Below are 14,211 nucleotides of genomic sequence, written 5' to 3'. Positions count from 1 at the left end.
AAACACATCTTTAAGTTAAACGCTAAGTAATAAACAAATTAATTTTTAAAAAAAAACTTAAAATGAACAAAATCAATAATTATGGGTTATATCTTTAATTGATACTGAAATCAATTTTAATATCTTAATTATGTTAAAATAAAATAAGGAGTAAAATTTGAAAGGAAATAGCAAGGCCTTAGTTGTTGATGATTCCATCTTTATGAGAAAAAATCTCATCAAAATATTAAAAAAAATAGGCTTTAACGAATTTTTTGAAGCAGAAGACGGAATTCAAGCGGTAAAGGTATTTGAACAACAAAAAGAAATTGATCTAATAACTCTTGATATAACAATGATGGGAATGGATGGAATTACAACTCTTGAAAGAATGAATGAAATTAGCAATAAATTTTCTAAAAAAATTAATGTATTAATGGTTACAGCACTCGGAAAGCAAGAACTTATTAAAAAAGCATTGAAGCTTGGTGCTAAAGGATATATTACAAAACCTTTCAGAGAAGATCAAATAACAGAACAAATAAAAATATTGGAATAGGAGAAAATTTTTGATAGCAAAAGAAGATATATATAAGAAAACACAAATTAATACATCAAGTCCCCTCTCGATATTAGTTATGCTCTACGAGAAAGCAATACAAGACTTAGAAATTGCTAAAGAATTTTATAAAAAAGAAGATCTAGAGAGTACAATAAAAGCAGATGAAAAAATTTACCATGCACAAGACATAATTATTGAGTTAATGTCTACGCTAAATTTTGAAGATGGTGGAGATATTTCTAAAAATTTACTTTCAATATATTCATTTCTAAACAAAGAACTAGAAAGAGTTGTATTAGAAAAAAATAGAGATTCTATTCAAGAAGTATTAAAACATCTTAAAAATCTACATGTAGCTTGGAAAAAAATACTTAAAAACAACCATAACACTAACAACAAGAAATTAGGAATTAATATTGTCAGTTAACCATATATTAAAAAAATATTTAAAAGATTTAATACTCGAATTTAAAAAATTAAAAACAATTTTAGAATTTGAAAATGAAACTTTCAATAAAGAAATAACAAAAGTATTAAATTTCACAAACCCTAGAAAAGATTTGATTTTAAATTCAATTAATAATTATTATACCACTATAAATTCATGGCTAGAAATACAAGATCAAACACATAAAGAAGTTGAAACTTTAATAGAGAATATTAATTTAATAAAAGAAGAAATATACATAATATATCAAAATTCACGCAAAACTATGAAAGAAATCTATAAAGAAAAATCAACAATACCAAAGGTAAGATTTTCTCAATATCTCTTTGAGTATAACAATCCAATTTTAGTAGATGTTAAAATATGAAAAAAATTTATCTCATCGATGCCCTAAATATAATATTTAGAAGTTATCACGTAATGAAAAATAATCCCCTATTCAATAAAAAAGGAGAAAATGTTAACGCATTCATTGGATTTTTTAAAACTCTCTTTCTCATCATGAAGGAAAAAAATCCAGAAAATTTAATTGTAGCTTTTGATTCAGAAACACAAACCTTTAGAAAAGAAAAATATCCAAGCTATAAATCAACAAGAGATGCGCCTCCTGACAATTTAATACCTCAAATCTACTGGATAAAAGAAGGACTAATAAAAGCAAATATTCCAATATTTGAAATACAAGGATATGAGGCCGATGATCTTATTGCTAGTTTTGTAAGAAAAGCGGAAGCAAATAATTATTTAACCTATATCATCTCTCCAGATAAAGATTTATTACAGATTATGTCTAACCAAACCAAAATATTTAAACTAGAAAATGGCAACTTTATCGAGATGAATAATGATTATGTAAGAAAAAAATTTAAAATAAATAGTTCTCAAATAAAAGATTACCTATCCATTGTTGGGGACAGGTCAGACAATATTCCAGGTGTTAAAGGAATTGGAGAAAAAGGAGCTGCTAAGCTTTTGAGTGAATTTAAAACATTAAATGAAATATATGATAACATAGAGTCTATTAATAAAAAATACAAGAAAATTTTAATAAAAGAAAAAGAAAATGCTTTTTTAAGTTATGAACTTGTCAGTCTTGTAGAAGACCTAGAATTACCTAACCTAGAAGAATTTAAATTAAAAAATTTAAAAGAAGATATTATTGAATTGTTCGAAGAACACTCTGCAATAAAATTAATTAAGTCCTATAAAAAAGATATCTTAAAGAAAACTCCTATAAATCAAGAGCAAAGGTCAATGTTACAAGAAAAGGTTCCAACTATCAATCAAGCAGACAAAGATATTTTAAAAACAATAATTCCATATTCAAACACATTAAAAACAATAAAAGAAGAAAATACCAAATATGAAACAATATTAACAAAAGAACAACTTGATTTACTAATAGAAAACTTAAAAACAGCAGATTATGTAGCAATAGATACAGAATCAACTTCTTTTAATGCTCATGAAGCTAAAATAATTGGGATTTCTGTTTCATTTAAAGAATTCGAAGGTTACTATATCCCAGTAGATAATAAAGAAAAAAAATTCATTGAAAAAGAGTATATAATACAAAAATTCAATGAATTTTTTAAAACAAATCCTAAACTAATTGGACAAAATTATAAGTTCGATTATAAAATACTTAAACATAATGGATTTAATGTAATTCCTCCTTACTTTGATACAATGTTAGCAGCTTATATAATTAACCCAAATACAAAGGTATCCCTTGATTTTCTAGCAGAAAAGTATTTAATGCATAAAAACATAATATATGAAGAAATAGTTACAAAAAATAACACATTAAAAGATGTACCACTTGAAGTAGCATCCACTTATTCTGCAGAAGACGCCGATATCACCTTTAGACTATTTAAAATATTTACAAAAAAGCTCAAAGAAGACAATCTTGAAAAATTGATGATGGAAATAGAAATGCCATTTAGCAATGTAATTACAGATATGGAAGAAAATGGCATTTACATTGATAGAGATTATTTAAGACAATATAGTCATGAACTTGATAAAGAATTAAACTTAATTGAAAATGAAATAATTAAAAGCATAGGCATTGAATTTAACTTAAATTCAACGCAACAACTACATGAAGTATTGTTTGAAAAATTAAACTTGAGTATACCAGAAGATGCTAAGCGAAATTCAACAGAGAGCAAACTACTAGAGGCAATAAAACCTCAACATAACATTATAGAAAAAATTATACAACAAAGACAACTTGCAAAATTAAAAAACACATATACAGATATTTTAATAGATTCTGTTAATAAAAAAACAAATAAAATACATACAAATTTCTTACAAATAAGAACTGCAACGGGAAGAATTTCAAGCACATCACCTAACTTACAAAATATTCCAATAAAAGATGAAAAAGGACGCAAAATAAGAGAAGCATTTAAACCAGACAAAGGAAATATTTTCATTTCAGGTGACTATTCACAAATTGAACTTGTAATATTAGCACATCTTTCGGAAGATGAAAATCTCATCGAAGCTTTTAAAAACAAAAAAGACATCCACACAGAAACAGCCTCACAACTTTTTAAAGTAGATAAGAATAAAGTAACGACTACTATGAGAAGAATTGCAAAATCAATTAATTTTGGAATAATTTACAAAATGTCAGATTTTAGACTTGCAAAAGATTTATCAATTTCAAGAGAAGAAGCCAAGAAATTTATTAATTCTTATTTCACTCTTTATTCTAAAATAGAAACTTTTATGACAAATCAAATAAATTTTGTAAGACAAAATGGGTATAGTGAAACTCTTTTAAAAAGAAGAAGATATATTAAAGAAATTAATAGTCAAAATTATACAGAGAGGTCAAGTGCTGAGAGGATTGCTATAAATAGCACAATTCAAGGAAGTGCTGCTGATATAATGAAGATTGCAATGATTAAAGTTTATGATGAATTTAAACTTAGAAAACTTAAATCAAAGATACTCTTACAAGTACATGATGAGATGTTAATTGAATCTCCCAAACAAGAATGTGAAGAAGCAAAAAAAATAATCAAAGAAATGATGGAAAATGCTTACCCTTTAAAGCTTCCTTTAAACGCAAATATTGAGACTGGAAATTCATGGGGCGAATTACATCCATAATTGGCATAACTGGAAGAATATCAGCTGGAAAAGATACTGTTTCAAAAATAATTATAAGTGAATATGGATATCATGAAATAAATGTAGATAAAATTGGTCACATAGCACTATATGAAAAACAAAAACAAATAGTAAAGGTATTCGGTGAACAAATACTCAATAATAAAAATGAAATAGAAAGATTAAAAATTAGAAAAATCGTTTTTAACGATAAAAAAAAGCTACAAAATCTAGAAGCAATAACACATCCCTTTATACAAAAAGAAGTAGAAAGAATAATATTAAAAAACAAATTTGATAAAATCATTATAAATGCTGCATTACTTTTCAAGTTAGATCTTGAGCAATTCTGTAGATACATATTTGTAATAAAAGCAAGTGATTCTGTAATAAAAACAAGACTAAAAATAAAGCGCAATCTTGAAGATAATTTAATTATGAAAATCCTTAATCAGCAAAAATGCATTTTTTTTAATAAAAATACTCTAAATTTAAAAATAATAAATATAATTAACAATAAGAGTTATAGTTATCTAAAAAAAAAGATTAAAACAAAAATGAAAGAGGTCATAAATGAAAGATTTGAATGAAAATAATAACAAAGGATTTTTAGTAGCACTTACTTCAATTATAGCTGTTTGTACAATAATATTTCTTGGAATAATTATTTTCTTCCCAAACAAAAACCTAGCCTCTGATATTGCAAGTAAAAATATTATTTTAGAAGAAATAGAAGGAAACAAAGACACAGAAAATGAAAACACCGAAGAAACATTAAAAATAACTGACAATCCAAATGAAATTATAATTGATCTTACAAAAGATCTTAAAAAAAATAAAAGTTTGGATAGTAATAGGAATACTGATAATCAAAACTCTAATAATAAAAAAGAATTACAAGTCATAAAACAAAACAAAGCAACAAAAAAACATAAAAAGGAAACATATCAAAAACCAAAAACTATTGCAAAGATAAAAAAGGGCATAAAAGAGAAAGCTTATAATAAAATTGAAAATAAATATGACCCTAATAAAGAATATTACATACAATTTGTATCACTATCAGATCCTGTTTCTGCTGACAATAACATTCAAGAATTAATGAAATACAAAATAAATGCAAAAATCTATTCCGCAACAGTAAATGAAAAAGATATCTACAGAGTTAGATCTGGACCTTATAAAAATATATCAGATGCAAAATCTGACTTAAGAAAAATATCAACATCAAATGTATTTAAAGATGCTTACATTTTAACTATCAATAAATAAATCAAAGTTTGAAACATATTTTTGATATTTTTCTACATAAATATAATGAAGGCTAGTGTTACACAGTATTATCTTTTTAAATTTAGCAATTTTGTCAAATGCTTTTTCTAGCGTTTCAAATTCTTTTAAATAATAAAAAGCCAAAATTGAATTACCGATAATCTCTGAATGCTTAAATTCAAAAATCTTTAAATCTCTACCAATAATATTAGCTTTCAGTTCATTTAAGAACAAATTATCCGAATTAGAACCACTAACAAAAATATCCAATATCTTCTTTCCAAAAGATTTAAACTGTAACAATCTATTATAAAAAGCAAAATAAGAAGATTCAAGGATTGCAATTCCTATCTGTAAAGGACTTTCTAATTTACCCAAAATACCTTTATTTAAATCTTCCTTTATTTGAGAATCTACTAAAGCATAGTCAGAAAAAATTTCCTTTTTGCTTCTATAAAAATAAATATCACTTATAGAATGAAAATTTACCTTAGATATTTCTTCAAAAAATTCTTTAAAAGATTTTCTTTTCTCAAAAAATCTATCCTTAAGTAACTGCAATAAATATCCAGAAGGAACTATTCTTCCTATAACAAACAAATTATCTAAAAAATAAGGATATTGCATAGAAAACCCTGTTAAACACTCATCTGAGACCAAATTAAAACCTTCACTTGTTCCTGTTCTGTTTGACAAAACACCAGGGTAAAACGCACCACTTCCAACAAGAACACTTAAATAATCCATTCCAGCATTAATTACCTCTATTCCACTTTTAATTCCAAATTTAATACTAGCATTAATAGTAACCCTACCAGCACTCTCTCCCATCCTTAAAAAAGGAGGAAATTTATTTTTGTCAAGCTTATATTTTCTTATCTCAATATCACTCCAGATAAAAGGGATATAGGCTGAACTTGGATAGCTTGTAATAAGATTGTCTGTAAGTAAATAAATAAAATATTCAAAACAAGATACAAAATAACTCACTTTGTCATAAATTCCTCTTTCAAGTGTACTAAGAACAAAGGGCAAAAAAGCTGATTTACCTTTAAAACCACTAACTACCTTAGAAGAATTCCAATGTAAAACATCTAAAGGAAAAAAATTTGAATCAAGAGCTATTAAACATGGAGAGATACCACTAATAGAAATACAATCTACGCTCTTATGTCTAAAACTAGAAAATACCTTTTTTAAAGCAAAAACCCATATTCTGTAATCAAAATTTTCAAAATCAACACAAAAATAATCAAAATAGTTTACATCAAAACTTTCTAAAACTCCACAATTAGAATTGAGTAAAGCAGATTTTAAAGTACTAGTGCCAATATCAATACTTAGCACATTCATAAAATTATCTCTTTGAAATTAAATTTTGAATATCATCACTTCTATCAAGAATTTTTTGTAAACTAATTCTATTGTGAATTGCAAAAATTGCACCTGCAAAAATATGCGCAACATTAGCTTCGTAATACCAAGGTTTATTTATAAGTTCAGAATCATTATAAACCGCATTTGTTCCAATGATTTTGTAAAAATACCCTTCCTCATAAGCTTTATCAAAATATCTAATAGCATCTCCATTGAAAAATGGTAAACTTATTGCACATATAATCTTCTTAGCCCCCATGCTTTTGAGTAATTTCATAGCCTTAATAAAAGTTCCACCAGTAGCTAGCATATCATCACTCATAAAAACATTTTTACCCTCGACATCTCCTAGAAGCTTAGTAACAGATATATTGGAATCACTGACACTGTGTACTACTCTTGAATAATCTCTTTCTTTATAAAGTAAAGCTAAGGGCCTCTTAAGATTAGACGCAAAAAATTTATTTCTATTAACAGCTCCTGTATCTGGCGAAACAACGACTAAGTCTAAATCTTTAATATCTATTAACTCAGCCAGGGCTTCAAAAATTTCATAAGATACATTTAAATTCTCAAAATATGCCCTTCTAAAAACATTTTCAATAGCTTTTGAATGAATATCCAAGGTTAAAATATGTTTAACTCCTAATTCTTCTAAAAACCTACCAAAGAGACTTGCTGTTAATCCCTCCCTTGAATGTTTTTTATCTTGCCTTGAATAAGGATAAGAAGGAACAATAACACTTACAGAATTAGCTTTAGCTTGAATACATGCATCTACCGTAGTCATTAAATTCATCATATGATCATTAATAGTCATTATTACCTTTTCATTACCATTTACATTAACTGGAGAAGTATTAGAAACATCTTGAACAATAAAAATATCTTTATTCCTTATAGTTTTTAAAATCTCCGATTTAAATTCACCATTAGCAAATTTAACAAACTTTACAGGAATTGCCATGTCTTCATCAACTCCCATACTAGAAAACTCAAGTCCTTCCAAAAAAGGAGGTAAAATTCCTTCTAGTTTTAAAATATCTTCTTTTAAAGAATCAGAAGTCTCAGAGATTTTTTCAATAATATGCTTTTCAGAATATAGAAATATCTTTTTAAGTTCATCAACTATTTTATTAGCAAATACCTTTCCACCAGGACAAGCAATAATGCCTATTGATTTTTTAATAAGCAAACTCAATTTTACAAACTCCCTAATTAAATAAAATCTTTCTTACATTTTATATTATACTTAATAAAAATTCACATAAAACTAAAGAAGACGCTTAAAGCCAAGACAATAAAAGAGCCCTTTTATTAAGAAAACACATTAATAAATTAATTATTCTAAATTAATACAAAAAATTATTTAAGTTACCCAATAATGTTCTATATAATTCCGAATTCAAATCCTAGCCCAACTTTTAAGTCAGAAAACACATTATTCTTAATATTCCAACTATAAAATGCCTCAAGCATTAAGAAAGAAAATACAATTCTTCCACCTAAATCCCATGAAAAAATACCAAATTCATCTAAAATAGAATCCTTAACCCAAGTAGCCATATTCAATCTAGGACCAGTAAAAAGTGCAACAGCACCAATAAAAAAATCTAATTTTGTATAAATTCGAGGTTCTAATGATCCAATAAAGGAAACCCTATCGCTTAATTGTCCAGAACGATTTATTGCATGAAATACATTAAAATCAAATCCAAGCTCAAACCCAAGTGAGAAAAGATCATCAAATCTCGCTCCCATTTGTGCATGACCCCCATAATTTAAACCAGTCTTAGCAACATTAACCATATCTGAAAATTCTTTTACTATTTGCTTTCTCTCAACTGAAACTACATCTGTTTTCAATTTATTTCCCAAATCTACAGCTGTATTATAAAAGTTTGAAATAATACTAACTGGTATGTCTAGTCCAATCCCAAGATTAAGCTCAAAAGTGGTGTCTGAAAAAGCATTAATTGAAATAAATATAAGAAGACTCAAAAACAAAATCTTCGCCCTCATGTTAACTGACCCTCCAAGATATTTAAACAATTTATTATATCAAAATTGATACAATAAATACTGGCTAATTATATCATAAAACCCATCTTTTAAACTCAATTCTCTAAGATAGAAGAAACTATGTCACTTGCATTAGAGGGTATCAAATAATTTAATTCTCTATACTTCAATATATATTTTTTTGCATTTTCCTTGTCATTCCTTAAATGACAAATGTAAAAAATATTGAATAGTGCTTCCTTATTAGAAGGAGCAACTTCTAACGTCTTTAAATATAAGCTTAAAGAATCTTCCAAATTTTTCTTTTTTAAAAACAAATAAGCTTTTAAATTAATCAACAAAATATTGTTAGGATCACTTTCCATTAAAGATCCAAGTCTAAGTTCAGCTTCATCATATTTTTTCAAATTTATATAAGCTAAAATAAAATTATAACTAGATGCATTATTTAAATTAGAATTAAATTTAATAGACTTCTCATAAAGGGATACAGAAGCCTTATTATTACCAAGATTCTCATTTAATTTGGCGAGCTTATAATACTCGTCTGAAATATCCTGATATTCCCTAGAAAGAGAATTACAAGATAATAACAAACAAAAATATAAAATAAAAAACACTTTATACATAAAAGATATAAATATTATCCATTTGGATAGGTCATTATATATTAAAATTAAATACTAAACAAATAAAAACTTAAATAATTATTGGAATCTCAAATCCAAGTCCAAGTCTTAAGTCTCTATATTTAAAATCACTAATAGAAAACAATCCCGATGTTTCTAAATTAAGAAATGCCAACCTTAATCTAAATCCTGTCTCAATAACATTAAAAGAACTAGTTATTTTATCGTCACTAATCAAATTACCCACATAAATAGGATCTAATACTAAAGATTTATCACTAAAACCCACAAAAAGAGCAGTAGCTATATAATAAATATCGTACTTTAAAAAAAGTCTTGGCATTATCCCAAAACCCAAATCATCAGATGAATAATCCCTTAAAAATCCAACATGAGGTGCTAACGCTCTTCCCAAATTCATACCAAACCCAAGTTCAAATCCAAAATAAAAATCGCTATTTACAATAGGCATACCAACTTGAAAATATCCCTGAAGACCAGTACTAAACAAAGGAGATAACTTCTTTCTAAGAGCATTATTTAAAACACTTTTTGGAGTAGAAATTCCACTTAATAATGCAAAAAAATCATCTGAACTACCAATTCCAAATTCATCCAATTGATTAAATACCATTTCTTTCAACTCAACAGCATGCTTGGATGTCTCGCCTAATTGTGATAAAAATTTTTTAATTCTAATTCCACTAGTTCTATCTAACCTTTCAATCAAAGTACCTACATTTAACTTACTTAATTTAAAAAAAATTTCTCTAAGTTCATGGGCATTAGCTAAAATAGATTTAATATCTTTTAAATAAGATAAATTAACTTCAAAAATATCTGCTATTTGTAAAACTTTTAATCTATTAAGTATACTGAGAACAGAATCATAATTTTCCAAATAAGATTTATAAATAGTAGTAGCACTATTAACAAATACATTAAAACGAGGTATAGCTCTATTTTTAAAATCTCTCAAGATAGAAAATAATCTCATACTTAGCCAATTATCTAATACTGTACCAGTATCTCTATTAAATAAAAAAAGTGATTCAAGACTAACCTGAAAATTAACGCCTGCCGAGAAGTAAAAAACCTTAGCAAAAGAAATCTCCATACACAAAAACATAATTACAATAATTAAAACCTTTTTCATATCTTCTACCTTTACCATATAAACCACAATACTTAACTACTTATAATAATATATCTTATGCTAATAAAGTTCAATTCAACATTTAAAAACTTTTTCTCTTTAAATATTTAAAATAACACTAAATTTAAACAGTAAGTAAATAAATAAGAAGGGTTCCTAGAATACTAGAAACCCTTCTTTACTAACTAAAATTAAAGCTTTTCTTGATCATATTTGTTAAATATATGCTCTGTTAAATATTTGCCAACTGATTTTCTCTCTTGAACAAGCTTAGAGATTATATTAAAATGCCTTGGTTCAATCTTAAAATATTTGTAAGCTCTTCCGTCTTTAAAAAATACAGAAAGCTCAGCCAAAGCAGAGTCATAATCAACTTGACATATTTTACTCAACTCATGAGATATTGTTAAAGTATTCAAACTTATACCCTCCAAATGGTTATTCTTAGGAGTATAAAATATAAAGTAAAGAAAGAGTAAATTCATTAAATAAAAAATCTTAATCAATAAAATCAAAATTTACTAAATGCTATATTCCTGTCAACAAATCTTATATTTTTAATAAAATTTAGTCAAGATAACTAAAAACAAATTAATTACTATAACAATACCCTTCTCTAAACTACAGTTTTATAATGACCATTTATAACTACTAACACTTTAATCTTAATTCAAACTTCTTACTTAACACAGTTAAAATAGCTTTTTTGAAAAAAATCATGTAAAATAATCAATGGCAATTAGTTTTCTATTATGCAAACTTAGGAGGAAAAATGTCCCATGGACTATAAAAAACTGCGAAACATAGGTATTAGTGCTCATATTGATTCAGGAAAAACTACACTCACAGAACGGATTCTTTTTTATTGTAATAAAATACACGCCATCCATGAAGTTAAAGGAAAAGATGGAGTCGGGGCAACGATGGACTCAATGGAACTTGAAAGAGAACGAGGAATTACAATAGCATCAGCTGCAACTCATGTTGAATGGAAAGATTATCCTATAAACATCATTGATACTCCGGGTCACGTTGACTTTACTATTGAAGTTGAGCGTTCACTTAGAGTTCTAGACGGAGCAATACTTATCCTTGACTCTGTTGCAGGAGTTCAATCTCAATCAATTACAGTTGACAGGCAGCTAAAGAGATATAATGTACCAAGACTTGCATTTATAAATAAATGTGATAAAACCGGTGCAAACCCTATTAATGTTAAAGAACAGCTTAAAAAAAAGCTTAACTTAAACTCTGTTTTAATGCAAATTCCAATCGGACTTGAAGATAAACATCTCGGAGTTATAGATCTCATTTTAATGAAAGCCTATTACTTTGAAGGAAAAGACGGAACAAAAATTATAGAAAAAGAAATTCCTAATGAACTACTAAAAGAAGCAAAAGAAAAAAGAGTAGTAATGCTTGATGCTTTGTCTGACTTTAATGACGAACTCATGGAACTTCATATGGAAGGGAAAGATGTTAGTGTGGAAGTAATATATGATGCTGTTAGAGCCGGTACTTTAGCTTTAAAACTTTGCCCTGTATTTATGGGATCTGCTTACAAAAATAAAGGAGTTCAACTTCTACTCGATGCTATAACTAGATTTTTACCCTCTCCCCATGATATTAAAAATGTAGCACTTGACATAAACAACAATGAAAAAGAAATTAACCTTGTGCCTGATGATACCTTGCCTACTGTGGCATTAGCATTCAAGTTAGAAGATGGTCAATATGGACAATTAACTTATGTTAGAATATATCAAGGAGCCTTAAAGAAAGGGCAAGAACTTATAAACTCAAGAACCTCTAAAAAGTTCAAGGTTGGAAGACTGATTAGAATGCATGCTAATAATACTGAAGATATTGAATCTGGAAGTAGTGGAGATATTGTTGCATTATTTGGGATAGAATGTTCATCTGGAGATACTTTCTGTGATCCTTCTATTAATTATTCAATGACCTCAATGTATATCCCAGACCCAGTAATATCTTTATCCATTAAACCCAAAGATAAAAAATCAGCAGATAACATGGCAAAGGCTCTCGGTAGGTTTACTAAAGAAGACCCTACTTTTAAAACGTATGTGGATCCCGAATCAAACGAAACAATAATACAAGGTATGGGAGAATTACACCTAGAAGTTTACATTGAGAGGATGAGAAGAGAATTCAAAGCAGAAGTCAATACAGGTATGCCACAAGTAGCATATAGAGAAACCATAACAGGAAAAGCAGAATTCAATTATACACATAAAAAACAATCAGGAGGAGCTGGTCAATTTGGAAGAGTTGCTGGATTTATAGAACCACTTGACACAGAAGGGAAAACTTATGAATTCATAAGCCTCATAAAAGGTGGAGTAATTCCAACAGAGTATATTCCATCATGTGATAAGGGCTTCCAAAAAGCTATGGAAAAAGGTACCTTAATCGGATTTCCAATTGTAGGCATTAAGATTACAATTAATGATGGACAATACCATATTGTTGACTCATCCGACATTGCATTTCAACTTGCAGCGATTGGAGCATTCAGAGAGGCATATAACAAAGCAAAACCCACTATACTTGAACCAATAATGAAAGTATCTCTTGAGGGACCAACAGAATTTCAAGGGAATATGTTTGGTCTCTTAAACCAAAGAAGAGGTATAATTCTAGGATCTATTGAGGAGGGAAGTTTCTCAAAAGTTGAAGCTGAAGTGCCTTTAAGTGAAATGTTTGGATTCTCGACTATTTTAAGATCATCTACACAAGGAAAAGCTGAATTTTCAATGGAATTCCTAAGATACGGTAAAGTTACAAGCACTATATTTGATGAATTATGTAAAAAATTTAACGAAAAAACTAAATAAAAAGGAGGAATTATTATGTTTGAACTAACTCAAGATCAACAAGAAATAAGAATAAAAAATAAATTCTTATCTCAAGTTTTTGGACTAATGGCAATTGGTCTTTTAATATCTGCAGTATTTGCCTACACAACATCTGAAAATGCAATAATGAGAGCCATAATCTTCTCAAATCCAATGTCATTCATGGCAATAATACTTGTACAATTTGGACTTGTTTATGCAATAAGTGGGGCCATTGAGAAAATATCAAGCACCACAGCAACCGCTCTTTTCTTAGGGTACTCAGCATTAACAGGGGTAACATTATCTTCTGTGTTTTTAATATACACTCAAGGTTCAATATTTTATACATTTGGAATTACTTCTTTAACTTTCCTTGCAATGTCTTTTTATGGATATACAACAAGTACAGACCTTACAAAAATGGGAAGTTACTTTATTATGGGCTTATGGGGTATCATTATAGCTTCTATTTTTAATATATTCTTCAGAAGTACAGGACTTAACTTTTTAATCTCACTGTTAGGAGTAATATTATTTACAGGTTTAACAGCTTATGATGTTCAAAATATTTCTAAAATGAATAGAATGTTAGAAGATGGAACAGAACTCAAAAGTAGAATGGTAGTCGTTGCCTCTTTAAAACTTTACTTAGATTTCATAAATCTATTCCTATATTTACTAAGATTTATAGGGCAAAGAAAAGATTAAAATCAAAATTTTTATATAAATACTTTAATTTTTCAAGTAAAAATGAATGCTTAAGATGCATTCAT

General features: G+C 27.5%; 14 protein-coding genes. 8 read left to right on the top strand and 6 right to left on the bottom strand.

Translation table 11 applies throughout. From position 1 onward, the window contains the following. The first annotated feature begins 157 nt into the window (after positions 1 to 157). The 6 genes from F0310_RS02710 to F0310_RS02685 are packed head-to-tail and all read left to right on the top strand — an operon-like array spanning position 158 to position 5,393. Entirely contained in the window at positions 158 to 538 is a 381-nt protein-coding gene (locus F0310_RS02710) for a response regulator (RefSeq protein ID WP_182117417.1), read from the top strand. 10 nt (positions 539 to 548) lie between these two features. Continuing rightward, entirely contained in the window at positions 549 to 968 is a 420-nt protein-coding gene (gene fliS / locus F0310_RS02705) for a flagellar export chaperone FliS (RefSeq protein WP_182117416.1), read from the top strand. Further along, the gene (locus F0310_RS02700) at positions 958 to 1,356 is read left to right on the top strand and encodes a hypothetical protein (protein WP_182117415.1); all 399 of its coding nucleotides are present in this window, start codon (positions 958 to 960) and stop codon (positions 1,354 to 1,356) included. Before fliS ends, F0310_RS02700 begins: the two co-directional genes overlap by 11 nt. Next, on the top strand, positions 1,353 to 4,121 hold the full coding sequence (gene polA, locus F0310_RS02695; RefSeq protein WP_182117414.1) for a DNA polymerase I: 2,769 nt from the start codon (positions 1,353 to 1,355) through the stop codon (positions 4,119 to 4,121). Before F0310_RS02700 ends, polA begins: the two co-directional genes overlap by 4 nt. Beyond that, the gene (coaE, locus tag F0310_RS02690) at positions 4,100 to 4,711 is read left to right on the top strand and encodes a dephospho-CoA kinase (protein WP_182117413.1); all 612 of its coding nucleotides are present in this window, start codon (positions 4,100 to 4,102) and stop codon (positions 4,709 to 4,711) included. The genes polA and coaE overlap by 22 nt, the downstream gene beginning before the upstream one ends. Beyond that, complete coding sequence (locus F0310_RS02685; RefSeq protein WP_182117412.1) at positions 4,695 to 5,393, top strand: SPOR domain-containing protein; 699 nt, start codon at positions 4,695 to 4,697, stop codon at positions 5,391 to 5,393. Before coaE ends, F0310_RS02685 begins: the two co-directional genes overlap by 17 nt. Here the strand turns inward: F0310_RS02685 and F0310_RS02680 are convergent. The 6 genes from F0310_RS02680 to F0310_RS02655 form a co-directional block, all read right to left on the bottom strand. Then, positions 5,376 to 6,746 carry a xylulokinase gene (locus F0310_RS02680; RefSeq protein ID WP_182117411.1) on the bottom strand — a complete coding sequence of 457 codons (1,371 nt, stop codon included), beginning with the start codon at positions 6,744 to 6,746 and terminating at the stop codon, positions 5,376 to 5,378. The two genes, F0310_RS02685 and F0310_RS02680, sit on opposite strands and share 18 nt — an antisense overlap. 4 nt (positions 6,747 to 6,750) lie before the next feature. Next, positions 6,751 to 7,971 carry a ribose-phosphate pyrophosphokinase gene (locus tag F0310_RS02675; RefSeq protein WP_182117410.1) on the bottom strand — a complete coding sequence of 407 codons (1,221 nt, stop codon included), beginning with the start codon at positions 7,969 to 7,971 and terminating at the stop codon, positions 6,751 to 6,753. Between the two features lie 188 nt (positions 7,972 to 8,159). After that, positions 8,160 to 8,792: a hypothetical protein gene (locus F0310_RS02670; RefSeq protein WP_182117409.1), complete on the bottom strand. Its 633-nt coding sequence runs from the start codon at positions 8,790 to 8,792 to the stop codon at positions 8,160 to 8,162. 95 nt (positions 8,793 to 8,887) lie between these two features. Then, positions 8,888 to 9,421: a tetratricopeptide repeat protein gene (locus tag F0310_RS02665; RefSeq protein ID WP_182117408.1), complete on the bottom strand. Its 534-nt coding sequence runs from the start codon at positions 9,419 to 9,421 to the stop codon at positions 8,888 to 8,890. Positions 9,422 to 9,491: 70 nt separating this feature from the next. Continuing rightward, positions 9,492 to 10,577 carry a hypothetical protein gene (locus F0310_RS02660; protein ID WP_182117407.1) on the bottom strand — a complete coding sequence of 362 codons (1,086 nt, stop codon included), beginning with the start codon at positions 10,575 to 10,577 and terminating at the stop codon, positions 9,492 to 9,494. A gap of 191 nt (positions 10,578 to 10,768) precedes the next feature. Continuing rightward, positions 10,769 to 10,996, bottom strand: coding sequence for a KTSC domain-containing protein (locus F0310_RS02655; protein ID WP_182117406.1), 228 nt, complete (start codon positions 10,994 to 10,996; stop codon positions 10,769 to 10,771). A gap of 360 nt (positions 10,997 to 11,356) precedes the next feature. On the opposite strand from F0310_RS02655, the gene fusA reads away from it, so the two are divergent. After that, positions 11,357 to 13,435, top strand: a complete 2,079-nt coding sequence (fusA, locus tag F0310_RS02650) for an elongation factor G (RefSeq protein ID WP_182117405.1) — start codon at positions 11,357 to 11,359, stop codon at positions 13,433 to 13,435. Between the two features lie 15 nt (positions 13,436 to 13,450). Further along, positions 13,451 to 14,146, top strand: a complete 696-nt coding sequence (locus F0310_RS02645) for a Bax inhibitor-1/YccA family protein (protein ID WP_182117404.1) — start codon at positions 13,451 to 13,453, stop codon at positions 14,144 to 14,146. The last annotated feature ends 65 nt before the right edge of the window (positions 14,147 to 14,211 follow it).

The organism is Borrelia sp. A-FGy1, assembly GCF_014084025.1.
Lineage (GTDB): Bacteria > Spirochaetota > Spirochaetia > Borreliales > Borreliaceae > Borrelia.
Note: the sequence above shows the minus strand (reverse complement) of the source record. Positions and strands in the feature narration are given on the sequence as shown.